The organism is Mesorhizobium sp. CA10, assembly GCF_020165285.1.
In the GTDB taxonomy this organism is placed as follows: domain Bacteria; phylum Pseudomonadota; class Alphaproteobacteria; order Rhizobiales; family Rhizobiaceae; genus Mesorhizobium.
Window position 1 is genome coordinate 49,720 of sequence record NZ_JAIUHV010000015.1, and the last position, 16,374, is coordinate 66,093.

Annotated in this window: 16 protein-coding genes; 2 read left to right on the top strand and 14 right to left on the bottom strand. The window is 63.6% G+C overall.

The genetic code is table 11. From position 1 onward, the window contains the following. Window positions 1-33: 33 nt before the first annotated feature. From ntrC to dusB, 3 genes are read right to left on the bottom strand one after another with little or no spacing between them, the layout of a single operon-like run. A complete protein-coding gene (gene ntrC / locus LB535_RS25270; RefSeq protein ID WP_140542911.1) occupies window positions 34-1,494 on the bottom strand; it encodes a nitrogen regulation protein NR(I) in 1,461 nt (486 codons plus the stop codon). Further along, window positions 1,491-2,633, bottom strand: coding sequence for a two-component system sensor histidine kinase NtrB (locus LB535_RS25275; protein WP_140843396.1), 1,143 nt, complete (start codon window positions 2,631-2,633; stop codon window positions 1,491-1,493). The genes ntrC and LB535_RS25275 overlap by 4 nt, the downstream gene beginning before the upstream one ends. Next, window positions 2,630-3,658, bottom strand: coding sequence for a tRNA dihydrouridine synthase DusB (gene dusB, locus LB535_RS25280; protein WP_224634142.1), 1,029 nt, complete (start codon window positions 3,656-3,658; stop codon window positions 2,630-2,632). Before dusB ends, LB535_RS25275 begins: the two co-directional genes overlap by 4 nt. 140 nt (window positions 3,659-3,798) lie before the next feature. Between dusB and LB535_RS25285 the strand changes: the two genes are divergently transcribed. Further along, window positions 3,799-5,028, top strand: a complete 1,230-nt coding sequence (locus LB535_RS25285; RefSeq protein ID WP_095765460.1) for a bifunctional 2-C-methyl-D-erythritol 4-phosphate cytidylyltransferase/2-C-methyl-D-erythritol 2,4-cyclodiphosphate synthase — start codon at window positions 3,799-3,801, stop codon at window positions 5,026-5,028. Continuing rightward, window positions 5,025-5,513 (top strand): CinA family protein, encoded by a 489-nt coding sequence (locus LB535_RS25290; RefSeq protein WP_224634143.1) that lies wholly within the window; start codon window positions 5,025-5,027, stop codon window positions 5,511-5,513. Before LB535_RS25285 ends, LB535_RS25290 begins: the two co-directional genes overlap by 4 nt. On the opposite strand, the gene LB535_RS25295 is transcribed toward LB535_RS25290, so the two are convergent. From LB535_RS25295 to LB535_RS25345, 11 genes are all read right to left on the bottom strand, one after another. Next, a complete protein-coding gene (locus LB535_RS25295; protein WP_224610738.1) occupies window positions 5,510-5,965 on the bottom strand; it encodes a type II toxin-antitoxin system RatA family toxin in 456 nt (151 codons plus the stop codon). The two genes, LB535_RS25290 and LB535_RS25295, sit on opposite strands and share 4 nt — an antisense overlap. 6 nt (window positions 5,966-5,971) lie before the next feature. Beyond that, window positions 5,972-6,937: a lipoyl synthase gene (gene lipA / locus LB535_RS25300; protein WP_224634144.1), complete on the bottom strand. Its 966-nt coding sequence runs from the start codon at window positions 6,935-6,937 to the stop codon at window positions 5,972-5,974. A 128-nt stretch (window positions 6,938-7,065) separates the two neighbouring features. After that, window positions 7,066-7,323, bottom strand: a complete 258-nt coding sequence (locus LB535_RS25305) for a GlsB/YeaQ/YmgE family stress response membrane protein (RefSeq protein WP_095765464.1) — start codon at window positions 7,321-7,323, stop codon at window positions 7,066-7,068. A 156-nt stretch (window positions 7,324-7,479) separates the two neighbouring features. After that, entirely contained in the window at window positions 7,480-8,946 is a 1,467-nt protein-coding gene (gene lpdA, locus LB535_RS25310; RefSeq protein WP_224634145.1) for a dihydrolipoyl dehydrogenase, read from the bottom strand. A gap of 27 nt (window positions 8,947-8,973) precedes the next feature. Then, window positions 8,974-9,612: an SGNH/GDSL hydrolase family protein gene (locus LB535_RS25315; protein WP_224634146.1), complete on the bottom strand. Its 639-nt coding sequence runs from the start codon at window positions 9,610-9,612 to the stop codon at window positions 8,974-8,976. 133 nt (window positions 9,613-9,745) lie between these two features. Beyond that, window positions 9,746-11,113 (bottom strand): pyruvate dehydrogenase complex dihydrolipoamide acetyltransferase, encoded by a 1,368-nt coding sequence (locus tag LB535_RS25320; protein WP_224634147.1) that lies wholly within the window; start codon window positions 11,111-11,113, stop codon window positions 9,746-9,748. An 18-nt stretch (window positions 11,114-11,131) separates the two neighbouring features. Then, a complete protein-coding gene (locus LB535_RS25325; RefSeq protein WP_095765468.1) occupies window positions 11,132-12,526 on the bottom strand; it encodes a pyruvate dehydrogenase complex E1 component subunit beta in 1,395 nt (464 codons plus the stop codon). Window positions 12,527-12,541: 15 nt separating this feature from the next. Next, a complete protein-coding gene (pdhA, locus tag LB535_RS25330) occupies window positions 12,542-13,579 on the bottom strand; it encodes a pyruvate dehydrogenase (acetyl-transferring) E1 component subunit alpha (protein ID WP_095765469.1) in 1,038 nt (345 codons plus the stop codon). Window positions 13,580-13,753: 174 nt separating this feature from the next. Continuing rightward, on the bottom strand, window positions 13,754-14,077 hold the full coding sequence (locus tag LB535_RS25335; protein WP_140646243.1) for an FtsB family cell division protein: 324 nt from the start codon (window positions 14,075-14,077) through the stop codon (window positions 13,754-13,756). A gap of 156 nt (window positions 14,078-14,233) precedes the next feature. Then, window positions 14,234-15,508 carry a phosphopyruvate hydratase gene (gene eno / locus LB535_RS25340; RefSeq protein WP_140542896.1) on the bottom strand — a complete coding sequence of 425 codons (1,275 nt, stop codon included), beginning with the start codon at window positions 15,506-15,508 and terminating at the stop codon, window positions 14,234-14,236. A 388-nt stretch (window positions 15,509-15,896) separates the two neighbouring features. Beyond that, window positions 15,897-16,262, bottom strand: a complete 366-nt coding sequence (locus LB535_RS25345) for a PRC-barrel domain-containing protein (protein WP_095765629.1) — start codon at window positions 16,260-16,262, stop codon at window positions 15,897-15,899. Between the last annotated feature and the right edge of the window lie 112 nt (window positions 16,263-16,374).

Here is a 16,374-nt window from a genome sequence, read left to right on the forward strand (position 1 = left end):
CCAGACAAAATTCACCGACGGGACGAGGTGACGTTACGGCTGCCTGGCTGATTTGTAGACGTTGACGCCGAGCTCGCGGATCTTCTTGCGCAGCGTGTTGCGGTTGAGCCCCAAAAGCTCCGCCGCCTTGATCTGGTTGCCGCGCGTCGCCGTCATCGAAGCCAGCACCAGCGGATACTCGACCTCGGCAAGAATGCGCTGGTAGAGCCCGGCCGGCGGCAATTCGCCGGCGAAGGAGGCGAAGTAGCGCTGCAGGAAATGCTCGACAGCCTGGCCGATCGACAGATCGTCGGGGATGAGCGCGCCGCCGTCCGGCACGACCGGCCTTTCGCCGGTTTTCAGCTCCGATTCTATGATTTCCGATGAAATCTCGTCCTGCGAGTAGAGGGCGGCCAGCCGGCGCACCAGGTTTTCAAGCTCGCGCACATTGCCCGGCCAGGGATAGCGTTTCATAAGCTCGATGCCGCCGGAGGATATGCGCTTGGTCTGCAGGCCCTCGCTGGCGCCCTGCTTGAAGAAATGCCGCACCAAGTCGGGAATGTCCTCGGAACGCTCGCGCAGCGCCGGCAGCCTGAGCGGCACGACGTTGAGACGATAGAACAGGTCCTCGCGGAACAGGCCCTGGTTGATCAGCGTGCGCAGGTCCTTGTTTGTGGCCGCGACGATACGGACGTCGGTCTTGATCGGCGTGCGGCCGCCGACCGTGGTGTATTCGCCCTGCTGCAGCACGCGCAGCAGCCGGGTCTGCGCTTCCATCGGCATGTCGCCGATCTCGTCGAGGAACAGCGTGCCGCCCTCGGCCTGTTCGAACCGGCCGCTGGAGCGGTTCTGTGCCCCGGTGAAGGCGCCCTTCTCGTGGCCGAACAGCTCCGATTCGATCAGGTCGCGCGGGATCGCCGCCATGTTGATGGCCACGAACGGACCGCCGCGACGGCGGCCATATTCGTGCAGCGCGCGCGCCACCAGCTCCTTGCCGGTGCCGGACTCGCCGCTGATCATGACCGTGAGGTCGGTCTGCATCATGCGCGCCAGCATGCGGTAGATGTCCTGCATGGCGGCGGATCGGCCGACCAGCGGCATCGTCTCCGGCTGGTCTTCCGCGCGGGCATCGAGCTTCGGCCGCTTCGGCTCGGCCAGCGCCCGGCTGACGATGTTGAGCAGCTCCGTCAGGTCGAACGGCTTCGGCAGATATTCGTAGGCGCCGGTCTCGGAGGCGCGGATGGCGGTCATGAACGTGTTCTGGGCGCTCATGACGATGACCGGCAGCTCGGGCCGCGCCTTCTTGATGCGCGGCAGCATGTCGAAGGCGTTTTCGTCGGGCATCACCACATCGGTGATGACGAGATCGCCCTCGCCCGCCGCAACCCAACGCCACAGCGTCGAGGCATTGGAGGTCACGCGCACCTCGTGGCCGACGCGTGACAGCGCCTGGTTGAGCACGGTGCGGATGGCCGCATCGTCATCGGCGACGAGAATATTGCCGCGAGCGGTCATGTGCGGTCTCCTTCAGCTTCATCGCCGGCGCTTGGTGCGGCCTCCTTCCAGGCTGGAAGCAGGATGCGAAACGTCGTCCCGCGCGGCGTCGAATCGCATTCGATGATGCCGCCATGCTCGCCGACGATCTTGGCGACCAGCGCAAGGCCAAGTCCGGAGCCGTTCGGCTTGGTGGTGATGAACGGATCGAACAGGATCGGCAGGATGTCCTCGGAAACGCCTGGACCGTTGTCATGCACGCAGAATTCCAGCGGCAACGACACCCGGTCCTGCGTTCCGGGTACCGAGACGCGGATGCCTGGGCGGAAGGCCGTCGACAGCGCGATCTCGCCTTGCGGGTCGGCGCCGATCGCCTCGGCGGCGTTCTTGACCAGGTTGAGGAAGACCTGGATCAGTTGATCGCGGTTGGCGAAGACCGGAGGCAATGATGGATCATATTCCTCCAAGATCTTGATCCGTCTTGCAAAACCGTTCTTGGCAATCGCCTTCACATGGTCGAGCACGACATGGATGTTGACCGGATAGCGCTCGATCGGCCGCTCATCGGAGAACACTTCCATGCGGTCGACCAGCGAGACGATGCGGTCGGTCTCGTCGGTGATCAGGCGGGTCAGCGCGCGGTCTTCGTCGGAGGCGGAAAGCTCGAGCAACTGGGCGGCGCCGCGGATGCCGGAGAGCGGGTTCTTGATCTCATGCGCCAGCATCGCGGCAAGGCCGGTGACGGAGCGCGCCGCGCCGCGATGCGTCATCTGGCGGTCGATCTTGTCGGCCATCGACCGTTCCTGGAACATGACGACGACCGAGCCCGGAAATTCCGGCACCGGCGCGACATAGAGATCGACCATCTTTTCTATGCCGAGGCGCGGCGACGAGACGTCGACGCGGTATTCGTTGACCGGCGCGCGGCGTTCGCGCACTTGGTCGACCAGCGTCAGCAACGGGCTGCCGAAGGGCACCAGCTTGGAGAGCGTGTTGCGCGCGAGCATATTCGCGCTGGAGCGGAAGAAGTCCTCGGCATCGGCGTTGGCGAATGTGATGAAGCCGTCGGGATCGACCATGATCACCGGGCGGCGGATGGTGTTGAGCACGATATTGGCGGCATCCGCCATATCGGCCTGCTGTGGCACGTCCGCCTTCATGCCGCGCTCCGCAGGCTGTCCGGGTGCGCGCCATCGGCGAAGACGCGGCCCAGTTCGGCAACGACTTCACCCGGCTCGAAGGACGTGAGAATACGTTTGCGCCGCTCGGCCGAAACATCGGGAGCGTGACGGTCGAGATACCAGCCGAGATGCTTGCGCGCCTGACGCAGGCCGCTTTCGGCGCCGTAGAGCGAGAGCATGTCCTCGTAATGCGACACGACATAGTCGGCGAGCGCCTGCGGCGCGTGCGGAATGCCGGGCGCAGATACACCACCGGCAATTGAGGCGATGCTTCCTGCAATCCACGGCGCGCCGTAATGCGCGCGACCGATCATCACCGCGTCGGCGCCGGACTGTTCGAGGATTGTCGCCGCCTCTTCCGGCGAGCCGACATCGCCATTGGCCACGACCGGGATCGAGACGGCTTGCTTGACGCGGGCGATGGCGCGCCAGTCGGCCTTGCCCTGATAGAACTGGCAGCGCGTGCGGCCATGCACGGTCACCATGCTGACGCCGGCCTGTTCGGCGCGGCGCGCCAGCATCGGCGCGTTGAGCGCGCTTTCGTCCCAGCCGAGCCGCATTTTGACGGTCACCGGTCCCGAAACGGCGCCGACCACCGCCTCGATTAGCGACAGCGCATGGTCGAGGTCGCGCATCAGCGCCGAGCCGGCATAGCCGCCGGTCACCTTCTTCGCCGGGCAGCCCATATTGATGTCGATGATATCGGCGCCCTCGCCCGTCGCGATTCGCGCGCCCTCAGCCATGTGCGCGGCCTCGCGGCCGGCAAGCTGCACCATATGCACCGGCAGACCGGAATGACGGATGCGAAGGTCGCAGCCTGCCCTGCCCTTGGCCAGTTCGCCGCTCGCCACCATTTCCGAAACGACCAATCCCGCGCCATGCGCGTGCGCGCGCTGCCGGAACGGCTCGTCGGTGATGCCCGACATCGGCGCCAGGAAAACCCGATTACGGATTTTCACGCCGCCGACATCAAGAGGCGATGCCAATGTGGTCAGTTCAGCCATGCACAAAAACCAAGCATGTTTGATCGTTGCACATTCTCTAACCAGAAGTGTGGCATTGTGCAACGCGCAATGACGTCACATTAAGGCGCATTTTGGAAAAAGCTGGCCTTCGGCCATCACCCCGACTAGGACCGATCGGAATGAGCGAGGCAAGTGAAAAGCAAGCGACAGGCCTGAACGGCGGGATCGGGGTGGTGATCGTTGCCGCCGGCCGTGGCGCGCGCGCCGGACAGGCGGACGGTCCGAAGCAATATCAGCGCATCGGCGGCCGTGCCGTTATCGCGCATACGCTGGATATCTTCCTCTCCCATCCGATGATCGGTCCCGTGGTCGTGGCCATCCATGCCGACGATGCCGAACTCTTCGAACGCGCGGCCGAAGCGCATGGCGACCGTCTTGTCGCCGTGATCGGCGGCCCTTCGCGCCAGGCGTCCGTCCGGCTCGGCCTCCTGGCGCTGAGGGACCAGGCACCGGCAAAAGTGCTGGTGCATGACGCCGTGCGACCCTTCGTCGACGCCGGGCTGATCGACCGCACCATCGAAGCCATCGGCGAGCGCCAGGGCGCGTTGCCGGCGCTGCCTGTCGCCGACACGCTGAAGCGGGAATCGGCCGCCGGCATGATCGACGAGACGGTGTCGAGAGCCGGCCTTCATGCCGCGCAGACGCCGCAGGGCTTTCCGTTCTGGCCGCTGCTCGCCGCGCATGAGAAGGCGCATCATCTGGGCAAGACGGAGTTCACCGACGACGCGGCGATCGCCGAATGGGCACAGATACCGGTCAAGATCGTTCCCGGATCGCCGGACAATGTCAAACTCACCTGGGCAAGGGACATCGCATTGGCCGACCAGCGGCTTTCGAGCGCGCAGCAGCGCTTCCCGGATATTCGCACCGGCAACGGCTATGACGTGCACGCGTTCGAGCCCGGCGACCATGTAACGCTCTGCGGCGTCTCCATTCCCTATGATCGCAAACTCTCCGGGCATTCGGACGCCGATGTCGGGCTGCATGCGCTGACCGATGCGTTGCTCGCCACCTGCGGCGCCGGCGATATCGGCACGCATTTCCCACCGTCCGATCCGCAATGGAAGGGTGCTGCCTCGAAGATATTCGTCGAGCACGCGGCGAAGCTGGTGCGCGAGCGCGGCGGCCGTATCGCAAATGCCGACATCACGCTGATCTGCGAGGCGCCGCGCGTCGGGCCGCATCGCGCGGCGATGACGCAAGCGCTCGCAGCAATGCTCGGCATCGCGCCCGAGCGCATTTCGATCAAGGCGACAACCAACGAGAAGCTCGGCTTCGTCGGGCGCGGCGAAGGTATCGCCGCGATCGCCACCGCCAGTGTCGTCTATCCGGGCGAGGTGCCGGCATGAGCAACGCCGAACTCGCAAATGCGCTGCTCCAGGCCTGCCAGCAGCGCGGCATCATGCTGGCGACGGCCGAAAGCTGCACAGGCGGCCTGATCATCGCGGCGCTCACCGATATCGCCGGGTCCTCCGCCGTGGTCGATCGCGGCTTCGTCACCTATTCCAACGAAGCCAAGATCGAGATGCTAGGCGTCTCCGCCGCCACGCTCGACGCGCATGGCGCGGTCTCGCGCGAGGCGGTTCTGGAAATGGCGGCGGGGGCGCTGACGCATTCGCAGGCAAGCCTGGCGCTCGCCGTCACCGGCATTGCCGGCCCCAGCGGCGGCTCGGCCGACAAGCCGGTCGGCCTTGTCTGGTTCGGGATAGCGCTTGCCGGACAGCCGGTTCTCGCTGAGCGGCAGCTGTTCGGTCACAAGGGCCGCGAATTCATCCGGCACGGGACGGTGAGGCACGCGCTGCAACTCGGCTTGCGCGCGCTGGGCGAACGTTAGGCGGGCTTTACACCGTAAATCACGTTTGCCCGCTTCTCGAAGGCTTCCGAGAACATGCGGAAGGCGCGGTCGAACATCGTGCCCATCACCGCGCCGAGGATGCGGCTCTTGAACTCGTAGTCGATGAAGAAATGCACCTCGCAGCCGCTGGCCGCGGGATCGAAGCGCCAGATATTGCTGAGATATTTGAACGGGCCGTCTATGTATTTGACGTCGATCGCTTTCTCGTCGGGCTTCAGCAGCACCTGTGTCGTGAAGGTCTCGCGGATCGCCTTGTAGCCGATGCTCATGTCGGCAACCAGGATGGTGCGGCCGTCACGCTCCTTGCGCGAGCGCACGGTGAGCGATTCGCAGAGCGGCAGGAATTGCGGGTAAGCCTCGATGTCCGCCACCAGCGCGAACATCTCGTCGGGCGTATGCGCGACGCGGCGTGTCGCCTCGAATTTCGGCATTGAAGGTCAGCTGGCCTTCGCGAGCTGCGCCTCGCGCGCCGCGCGCAGCCTGGCGAAATCCTCGCCGGCATGGTGCGAGGAGCGCGTCAGCGGGCTCGACGCCATGAGGAGAAAACCCTTCGTCTTGCCGATCGTCTCATAGGACTTGAACTCGTCCGGCGGGATAAAGCGGATCACCGGATGGTGCTTCTTCGAAGGCTGCAGATACTGGCCGATGGTCATGAAGTCGACATTGGCCGAACGCAGATCGTCCATCAACTGCAACACCTCGTTCCGCTCCTCGCCGAGGCCGACCATGATGCCGGATTTGGTGAAGATCGACGGGTCGAGTTCCTTGACCCGCTGCAAAAGCCGGATCGAGTGGAAATAACGCGCGCCGGGGCGAACCGTCAGGTAATTCGACGGCACGGTTTCGAGATTGTGGTTGAAGACATCGGGCTTGGCCGCAACGACGATCTCCAGCGCGCCGTCCTTGCGCAGGAAGTCGGGCGTCAGGATCTCGATCGTCGTCGAAGGCGTTGCCGCACGAATGGCGCGGATGACTTCGGCGAAATGCTGCGCGCCGCCGTCGTCAAGATCGTCACGGTCGACGGAGGTGACGACGACATGGCTCAATCCCATCTGCTTGACGGCATGCGCCACGCGCACCGGCTCATCCGGATCGAGCGCGGTCGGGATGCCGGTCGCGACATTGCAGAAGGCGCAGGCGCGCGTGCAGATCTCGCCCATGATCATGAAGGTGGCGTGCTTCTTGTCCCAGCATTCGCCGATATTGGGGCAACCGGCCTCCTCGCACACCGTCACCAGCTTGTGCGACTTCACGATCTCGCGCGTTTCGGCATAGCCCTTGGAAACCGGCGCCTTGACGCGGATCCAGTCGGGCTTGCGCAGCACCTCCTGGTCGGGCCGGTGCGCCTTCTCGGGATGCCGCGGGCGCGGCCGGTTGGCGATCGTGTCTACGACTGTGACCATCTCAAACCCTTCGCGGCCGCGATTTCGCCAGCCGCCTGTCTTGCGTCATCTAGGACTTTTCGGGACAAAGAAAAAGGCCGCGGCAGCGCATGCCGCCACGGCCATTTTCGCATAACGGTGGCTTTGGGTCAGCGACGCACGAGCCGTCCGACGAAGATCAGCAGGCAGGCGCCGATGAAGCCGGTGATCAGATAGGCGACCCAGCCGACGCCGAACGACTGGATGTTGAGGGCCTGCAGGATCGCGTTCAGCACTATGGCACCGACGATCCCCATGATGATGTTCATGAAGATACCGGTGTTGCTCTTCATGACCATCTCGGCCAGCCAACCCGCCAAGCCGCCGACGATGATGGCTGCGATCCAGCCGACGCCATTCATATGCATGTGCCAATTCCTCCTCGATCAGGTGAAAATGCATCCGGATACGAACCGCCTTGCCGTCAGCTTTCTCCGGCTGCCGCGTGTGAGTCTCACCCGACCACGTTAGCACGGATTGGCCATCGATCACCGATTGCTGACTTATCACCGATTGGTGGCTCATCAGGCGTTCAAGACGCGGCCATAGGCATCGAGCACGCTCTCCTTCATCATCTCCGACAGTGTCGGATGCGGGAAGATCGTATGCATCAGCTCTTCCTCGGTCGTCTCCAGGTTCATAGCCACGACAAAGCCCTGGATGAGCTCGGTCACCTCGGCGCCGACCATATGCGCGCCGAGAAGCTGGCCGGTCTTCTTGTCGAAGATGGTCTTGACGAAGCCCTGATCCTCGCCGAGCGCGATGGCCTTGCCGTTGGCGCTGAATGGGAAGCGGCCGACGCGGATATCCTTGCCGTCCGCCTTGGCCTTCGCTTCGGTCAGGCCGACGGAAGCGACCTGCGGGCTGCAATAGGTGCAGCCGGGGATCTTCAGCTTGTCGATGGGGTGCACGCCCGGGAAACTGGCTATCTTCTCGACGCAGACAACGCCTTCATGCTCGGCCTTGTGGGCGAGCATGGGCGGGCCGGCGACGTCGCCGATGGCGTAGATGCCGGGCACATTGGTCTTACCGTAGCCGTCGACGACCACGCAGCCGCGATCCGTCTTCACGCCAAGCGCTTCAAGGCCGAGATTCTCGATGTTGCCCTGCACGCCGACGGCCGAGATCATGCGGTCGGCGGTGATCTTCTCGACCTTGCCGTCCTTCATCTCGACATGCGCGGTGACCGAATTGGCGCCCTTTTCAACCTTGGTCACCTTGGCCTCGAGGAGGATCTTCATGCCCTGCTTCTCGAACTGTTTTTGCGCGAATTTCGAGACCTCGGCGTCCTCGACCGGCATTACCGCCGGCAGCAGCTCGACCACCGTCACATCGGCGCCCATGGTGCGGTAGAACGAGGCGAATTCGATGCCGATGGCACCCGAACCCATCACCAACAGCGATTTCGGCATTTCCTTCGGCACCATGGCCTCGAAATAGGTCCAGATCAGCTTGCCGTCCGGCTCGATGCCGGGCAGCGCGCGCGGCCTGGCGCCCGTCGCCAGGATGATGTGCTTGGCCGTGTAGGTGCCCTCGCCCTTGACGCCTTTCGGCACCGGCGGCTGCGGCTCCATCGCCTTCTTCGCGGTCTTTGAGACGACGACCTCGCCCGGTTTGTCACCGGCTGGGGCTTTGGAAAGCTTGGCCTCGCCCCAGATGACGTCGACCTTGTTCTTCTTCATCAGGAAGCCGACGCCGGTGTTCAGCCTGAGCGAGACTTTTCGCGAGCGGTCGACCACGGCAGCGGTGTCGGGCATAATTTTACCGCCTTCAAGCTTAAGCCCGTAATCCTTCAGATGATCCGAATAATGCATGATCTCGGCCGAGCGCAGCAGCGCCTTGGTCGGAATGCAGCCCCAATTCAGGCAGATGCCGCCAAGATGCTCGCGCTCGACGATCGCCGTCTTGAAGCCGAGCTGGGCGGAACGCACCGCCGTGACATAGCCGCCGGGGCCTGAGCCGATGATGATGACGTCGTAGGATTCAGCCACCGGTTTTCTCCCTGATCTTTCTGAGGGTTAGAGCGAGAGCATGACGCGCACGAGCGGCGCCAGAGCCTTGCCGATGTTTCGCGTGTTCTCGGCATCGAGATGGACGCCGTCGAGCGGCGTGGTGGTTGCGACCGTGCCGGCGTCGAAGAAGCCGCAGCCGGCCTCGTCGGCCAGCAAGGAATACTGCGGCGCCAGACGCTTGGAAGCGTCGTCGCCGCCGGCGAACATTTCCTTGAACTCGGCATTGTCGGTGCGCGTCACGACAGGCGGCGCGACGATGAGGATCTGCGGCGCCGGCCATTCGAACGGATAGTCATGGCCGCGCACGATATCGATCAGCCGCTGCACGCCTTGCTTGGCTGCGACCGGATTGCCGTGAATCCAAGGCTTCATGTCGTTTGAGCCGAGCATGACGATAACGAGATCGAGCGGCGCATGGCTGGTCAGGATCGTCGGCAGAATGCGGGCGCCATTGCGATCGGCGCCGGCCAGATGGTCGTCGAAGGCGGTGGTGCGGCCGTTGAGGCCTTCGGCGATGACTTCGACATCGTTGTCGAGTTCAGCCCCAAGTACACTCGGCCAGCGGTCCTCGAGCGCATGGCGGCCGAGATTGGCGGCGTCATAGCCCCAGGTCAGCGAGTCGCCATAACAGAGAATTGTCTTCATGCGATTGCCCCACTCTTGCCGAAAGCTGGCTGCGAGCGCCTGCCGCGCTGGTGTGCGCACAGCTCGCCAGCGGGATCGAAAATGATCAAGACGGAAAGGCTGGTGAAGAATTTCCGCACCGCCTTTTCCCTTCTTACACCAGCATGCCCATCGGGTTTTCGATCAAGCGCTTGAAGGCGCCGAGCAGCTCCGCGCCGAGCGCGCCGTCGACGGCGCGGTGATCGGTCGACAAGGTCACCGACATCACGGTGGCTATTCTGATCGCGCCCTTCTTGACCATCGCCCGCTCCTCGCCGGCGCCGACCGCCAGGATCGTCGCATGCGGCGGGTTGATGACGGCGGCAAAGTCCTTGATGCCGAACATGCCGAGATTGGATACCGCCGTCGTGCCGCCCTGATATTCTTCCGGCTTCAGCTTGCGGCTGCGGGCGCGGCTGGCCAGGTCCTTCATCTCGTTGGAGATGACCGACAGCGTCTTTTCGTCTGCATGGCGGATGATCGGCGTGATCAGGCCGCCGGGAATCGACACGGCGACGCCGACATCGGCGTGCTTGTGCTTGACCATGGCGTTCTCCGTCCAGGAGGCGTTGGCGTCCGGCACCGCCATCAGCGCCATGGCCATGGCCTTGATGACCATGTCGTTGACCGAGAGCTTGTAGGCTGGCGCCTCGCCCTTCTCGGTCTTCTTCATCGGGGCTGCGGCATTGAGCTGCGTACGCAGCGCAAGCAGCGCGTCGAGCTCGCAATCGAGCGTCAAATAGAAATGCGGGATGGTGGACTTCGCCTCGACCAGGCGACGCGCGATGGTCTTGCGCATGTTGTCATGCGGCACGAGCTCGTAGGAGCCTTCGGCGAACAGCTTCAGCACCTGGTCGTCCGACATCGGCTTCGGCGCGGGCGCCGGAGCGGACGGGGTGCCGGCGGGCGCCTTCGAAGCCGGAGCGCCGCCGGAAGCGATCGCCGCTTCGACATCGACCTTCACCACGCGGCCATGCGGACCGGAACCGGTCAGCGCCGTCACGTCGACGCCGGCATCCTTGGCGATGCGGCGGGCCAGCGGCGATGCAAAGACCCGATCGCCGGCGACGTGGCCGTTGGCGACGGGAGCAGGCTCGGCCTTCGCCGGCGGGGACGCCGCTGCGGCTGCTGCCGGCTTGGGCGCTTCCTTGGGCGGCTCGGCCTTCGGGGCATCCGCTTTCGGCGCTTCGGCCTTGGGCGCGGCGCCGCCGCCGCTCTTGGCAGCGGCCGCGGCATCCTCGCCGTCACCGGCCAGGATGGCGATCAGCGCGTTGACCTTGACGCCTTCGGTGCCGGCCGGAACCACCAGCTTGGCGACTGTGCCTTCATCGACGGCTTCGACCTCCATCGTCGCCTTGTCGGTCTCGATCTCGGCGATCACGTCACCCGGCGAAACCTTATCGCCTTCCTTGACCAGCCATTTTGACAGATTGCCCTCTTCCATGGTCGGGGAGAGCGCCGGCATGGTGATGTTGATTGGCATGATGTCCTCCCGACCGGCTCAGCGATAAGTGACGGCTTTGACGGCCTCGACGACTTCGCCGACGTTGGGCAGCGCCAGCTTCTCGAGGTTCGCCGCGTAGGGCATGGGAACGTCCTTGCCGGCAATGGTGATCACCGGCGCATCGAGGAAATCGAAGGCGCGCTGCGAGACCTGGTTGGCGATGTGGTCGCCGACCGAGTTCTGCGGAAAACCTTCTTCCACCACCACGAGACGGTTGGTCTTCTTCACCGAGGCGATGATCGTGTCGAAGTCGAGCGGGCGGATGGTTCTGAGATCGATGATCTCGGCGTCGATGCCCATGCCGCGCAACTCGGCTTCCGCCTTGAGCGCATAGGTCATGCCGATGCCGAAGGAGACGAGGGTGACGTCCTTACCCTGCTTGTGGATGCGCGCCTTGCCGATCGGCAGCACGAAGTCGTCGAGCTTCGGCACATCGAAGGAATGGCCGTAAAGGATCTCGTTCTCGAGGAAGATGACCGGGTTCGGATCGCGGATCGCCGCCTTGAGCAGGCCCTTGGCGTCGGCGGCCGTATAGGGCATCACCACCTTCAGGCCGGGGATATGGCTGTACCAGGCGGCATAGCATTGCGAGTGCTGCGCGGCGACGCGGGCCGCCGCACCGTTGGGGCCGCGGAAGACGATCGGCGCGCCCATCTGGCCGCCGGACATATAGAGCGTCTTGGCGGCCGAGTTGATGATCTGGTCGATCGCCTGCATGGCGAAGTTGAAGGTCATGAATTCGACGATCGGCTTCAGCCCCGCCATTGCGGCGCCGACGCCGACGCCGGCAAAGCCATGCTCGGTGATCGGCGTGTCGACGACGCGCCTCGGCCCGAATTCCTGCAGCAGGCCCTGCGTGATCTTGTAGGCGCCTTGGTACTCGGCGACTTCCTCGCCCATGACGAAGACATCGCCGTCGCGGCGCATCTCCTCGGCCATGGCGTCACGGAGCGCTTCGCGCACCGTGGTGGAAACCATCTCGGTGCCGGCTGGAATATCCGGATCGGCGGCGATCTCCGCCTTCGGCGCGGCGGCGACAGCGGCGGAGGCCTCGCTTTTGGCCGAAGCTTGCGCCGGGGCCGGCGCGGCTTTTTCAGCCTTGGCGGGCTCTTCTTCGCCGATGCCTTCGCCGGCCTTGTCGACGTCCTCGCCGTCGACGGCAAGCACGGCGATGACCGCGTTGACCTTGACGCCTTCGCTGCCGGCGGGAACCACGATCTTGGCCAGCGTGCCTTCGTCGACAGCTTCGACCTCCATCGTCGCCTTGTCGGTCTCGATCTCGGCGATCACATCACCGGCGACGACCTTGTCGCCTTCGTTCTTCAGCCATTTGGAAAGATTGCCCTCTTCCATCGTCGGCGACAGCGCGGGCATGAGAATTTCGATCGGCATGTCCTTGCCCTCTCCTTAGAGTACGATGTCGGTCCAGAGCTCGGACGGATCCGGCTCGGCGTCGTTCTGGGCGAATTCGGCGGCGTCGGCGACGATGTCGCGGACTTCCTTGTCGATGGCCTTGAGCTCGTCCTCGCTTGCCCACTTCTTGTCGAGCAGCCGCACCCGGACCTGCTCGATCGGGTCATGCTCGGAGCGCATCTTCTGCACCTCCTCCTTGGAGCGGTATTTTGCCGGGTCGGACATCGAATGGCCTCGATAGCGGTAGGTCTGCATCTCGAGGATGAGCGGACCGTTTCCGGCACGGCACCATTCGGTCGCGAGATCGGCTGCCGACTTCACGGCGCGGACGTCCATGCCATCGACCTGGATGCCGGGAATCTTGAAGGAAGCGCCGCGATGCGAGAAGTCGGTCTCGGCCGACGAGCGCGACACGGACGTGCCCATGGCGTAGCGGTTGTTCTCGATAATGTAGATCACCGGCAGCTTCCACAGCGAGGCCATGTTGAAGCTTTCATAGACCTGGCCCTGGTTGGCGGCGCCATCGCCGAAATAGGTCAGCGAGACATTCTTGTTGTCGCGGTAGCGGTTGGCGAAGGCGAGACCGGTGCCGAGCGACACCTGCGCGCCGACAATGCCGTGGCCGCCATAGAAATGCTTTTCCTTGGAGAACATGTGCATCGAGCCGCCCTTGCCCTTCGAAAGACCGCCACGGCGACCGGTGAGCTCGGCCATGACGCCGCGCGGCGACAGCTCCATCGCCAGCATGTGGCCATGGTCGCGATAGGCGGTGATCATCTGGTCGCCTTCGACCAGCGCCATCTTCATGCCGGTGACGACGGCCTCCTGGCCGATATAGAGGTGGCAGAAGCCGCCGATGAAGCCCATGCCGTAGAGCTGGCCGGCCTTCTCCTCGAAGCGGCGGATCAAAAGCATATGCCGGTAGGCGGAAAGCTCTTCTTCCTTGGTGAAATCCGCCGGTTTGGGCGCTGACAGATTGGGCTGCTTGTCGGATCTGGATTTTGCGGGCGCTTTTTTGGCGGCGGTGGCCATGCGTCACTCCCTGTTGGCGTCTCTTCGCGGACATTCAGGGAGATCGATCGTCTCCCCACCGATTGCGGAAAGCTAACATGCAAGGATGCATTGCGCCATGCTGAAAAACGCATGGCTGGCATGCATCTAAGCGATTAGAATCATTGAAAATAAAGGCGATTAACCGAAATTCGGTTATTTCGTCGAGGCGGGCAGCATAATGGTGATTTCGTCCGGATGGGACAGATTGAGCGCCTTTCGGGCCTGCTCGTCAAGCATATCCTTCTCCAGCGTGCCCTCATGCATCAGCTGGACACGGCGCTCGAAGTCGATCCGGCGCGCCTTCACGGCGTCAAGCTGGGCCTGCAATTCAACCGCACGGGCCTGCAGCCGATATTTGGAATAGATGCCGAATTCGCCGTGATAGGCATGGAAGCCGAAATAGGCCAGGAAGAGCACGCAAAGCGAGGGGATGATCAGCCTGCCGGTGTTTCTCTGCTTGTGCTGACGTGTCCACATGACCCGAACCCTCGCGGCCGCGAACGCAAGCAGCCATGAGTCGTATTTCGCCCGATTGTGCTTAATGGACGGTTACGGACGACCTGTTGCAGGATCGCCGGAAACGAAAAAGGGCGGGAATGACCCGCCCTTTCCAGACTGTCCGAACAGGCCGGATCAGCCCTTGACCACCGACTTGCCGGCGTAACGCGCCTGCTTACCGAGCTCTTCCTCGATGCGGATGAGCTGGTTGTATTTGGCCATGCGGTCCGAACGCGACAGGGAGCCGGTCTTGATCTGCCCGCAATTGGTGGCGACGGCGAGGTCGGCGATGGTCGAATCCTCGGTCTCGCCCGAGCGATGCGACATGACGGCGGTGTAGCCGGCCTTGTGCGCGGTCTCGACGGCGTCGAGCGTCTCGGTCAGCGAGCCGATCTGGTTGACCTTGACCAGGATCGAATTGGCGACGCCCATGCGGATACCGTCGCGCAGCCGCGCCGTGTTGGTGACGAAGAGATCGTCGCCGACGAGCTGGGTCTTCTTGCCGATCAGATCGGTCAGGATCTTCCAGCCTTCCCAATCGTCCTCGGCAAGGCCGTCCTCGATGGTGATGATCGGATAATCGGCAGCGAGCTTGGCAAGGTACTTGGCTTGCGCCTTCGGATCGCGGGTCTTCTTCTCGCCCTCATAGACGTAATTGCCGTCCTTGAAGAACTCGGTCGCCGCGCAATCGAGACCGAGGGCCACGTCCTCGCCGGGCTTGAAGCCTGCCTTCTCGATCGATTCCATGATGAAATCAAGCGCCGAAGGCGCGCTCTTCAGGTTGGGGGCGAAGCCGCCCTCGTCGCCGACGTTGGTGTTGTGGCCGGCGTCCTTCAGCTTCTTCCTGAGCGTGTGGAAAATCTCCGAGCCCCAGCGCACGCCGTCGCGCAGGGTCGGCGCGCCGATAGGCAGGATCATGAACTCCTGGAAGTCGATCGGGTTGTCGGCATGCGCGCCGCCGTTGATGATGTTCATCATCGGCACCGGCAGGATGTGCGCCTTAGTGCCGCCGACATAGCGGTAGAGCGGCAGGCCCGCGGCTTCCGCCGCGGCCTTGGCGACCGCCAGCGATACGCCCAGGATGGCGTTGGCGCCAAGGCGGCTCTTGTTGGGCGTGCCGTCGAGCTCGATCATCGTCTGGTCGATATGGATCTGGTTCTCGGCTTCCATGCCGCCGATCGCCTCGAACAGCTCGCCGTTCACCGCTTCGACGGCGCGCTGCACGCCCTTGCCGAGATAGCGCGGCCCGCCGTCCCGGACTTCGACCGCCTCGTGCGCGCCGGTCGATGCGCCCGACGGCACAGCGGCGCGGCCCATGGAGCCGTCCTCCAGCACCACGTCGACCTCGACGGTCGGATTGCCACGGCTGTCCAGGATTTCACGCCCGACAATGTCGATGATGGCGGTCATTTGCGATGTCCCCGATTGATCGATTGAAGCGTCGCGCCCCTCTTAGCCAAAGCAGAGCAAAAGGCAATCGGCGGGCCCGCATTTATTGCCGCGGGCGTGATTCACGAAGCGCAATTTTCTGTCATCATAAGTCATGCGCGCTGTGTGACCATCTCATCTATGGTCGCGTTCGCGCGGGGCGAAACAGGAGGAGTTTCGCCATGTCCCAGTTGAGCGGTATCGTGAGTTTGTTCCTGATCGCGGCTGCGTTCCTGACGTCATGCGACGATCAGAAACCCCAGCAGAGCTCGGTGGAGCTATCGACTCTCAACGCAGCGGAGTAGCTAAACGTCAAAGGCCCCCGGCTTTGTGTCGGGGGCCTTTCGATTCCCAGCTTGCCGATCTGCGATCAATGCCAATAGGGCTTCACATGGTAATACTGGAATGAAGCATCGCGGGCGGCTTCGCCATCAGCGCCGGTCAGCTCGTCGATCGAATAGGCGGGCGCGGCCTGAAGCTGTTCCTTGGTGAACGGCACGACGTAGCCGCCTCTGTCCTCGTCATAGTCGAGCGTCGCCCACGGAACGGCGTGGTATTTCTCGCCCATACCGAGAAAGCCGCCGAAGCCGATCACGGCGAACATGATGCCGTTCGACATCTTGTCGAGCATCACGTCCTCGATGCTGCCGATGCTCTTGCCTTCGGTGTTATAGACCGACGTGCCGATGACGCGCGAGGCGGCAATGGCTTCGGTATGCCCGGACGGAGTGGTCATGATGGTGCTCCTCTCGTTGAATGCCTGCACCGACAATGAGAGGAGCGCGCTAAGGTTCCCGATGATTTGCTCAGCGGTCGGTGAGGCAGCCCCGCTCACCACAAGCCGGCGC

Coding starts and splice junctions, on each gene's coding strand:
- ntrC (WP_140542911.1), bottom strand. CDS start 1,494: ATGACCGCTCGCGGCAATATTCTCGTCGCCGATGACGATGCGGCCATC.
- LB535_RS25275 (WP_140843396.1), bottom strand. CDS start 2,633: ATGAAGGCGGACGTGCCACAGCAGGCCGATATGGCGGATGCCGCCAAT.
- dusB (WP_224634142.1), bottom strand. CDS start 3,658: ATGGCTGAACTGACCACATTGGCATCGCCTCTTGATGTCGGCGGCGTG.
- LB535_RS25285 (WP_095765460.1), top strand. CDS start 3,799: ATGAGCGAGGCAAGTGAAAAGCAAGCGACAGGCCTGAACGGCGGGATC.
- LB535_RS25290 (WP_224634143.1), top strand. CDS start 5,025: ATGAGCAACGCCGAACTCGCAAATGCGCTGCTCCAGGCCTGCCAGCAG.
- LB535_RS25295 (WP_224610738.1), bottom strand. CDS start 5,965: ATGCCGAAATTCGAGGCGACACGCCGCGTCGCGCATACGCCCGACGAG.
- lipA (WP_224634144.1), bottom strand. CDS start 6,937: ATGGTCACAGTCGTAGACACGATCGCCAACCGGCCGCGCCCGCGGCAT.
- LB535_RS25305 (WP_095765464.1), bottom strand. CDS start 7,323: ATGCATATGAATGGCGTCGGCTGGATCGCAGCCATCATCGTCGGCGGC.
- LB535_RS25315 (WP_224634146.1), bottom strand. CDS start 9,612: ATGAAGACAATTCTCTGTTATGGCGACTCGCTGACCTGGGGCTATGAC.
- LB535_RS25320 (WP_224634147.1), bottom strand. CDS start 11,113: ATGCCAATCAACATCACCATGCCGGCGCTCTCCCCGACCATGGAAGAG.
- LB535_RS25325 (WP_095765468.1), bottom strand. CDS start 12,526: ATGCCGATCGAAATTCTCATGCCCGCGCTGTCGCCGACGATGGAAGAG.
- pdhA (WP_095765469.1), bottom strand. CDS start 13,579: ATGGCCACCGCCGCCAAAAAAGCGCCCGCAAAATCCAGATCCGACAAG.
- LB535_RS25335 (WP_140646243.1), bottom strand. CDS start 14,077: ATGTGGACACGTCAGCACAAGCAGAGAAACACCGGCAGGCTGATCATC.
- eno (WP_140542896.1), bottom strand. CDS start 15,508: ATGACCGCCATCATCGACATTGTCGGGCGTGAAATCCTGGACAGCCGT.
- LB535_RS25345 (WP_095765629.1), bottom strand. CDS start 16,262: ATGACCACTCCGTCCGGGCATACCGAAGCCATTGCCGCCTCGCGCGTC.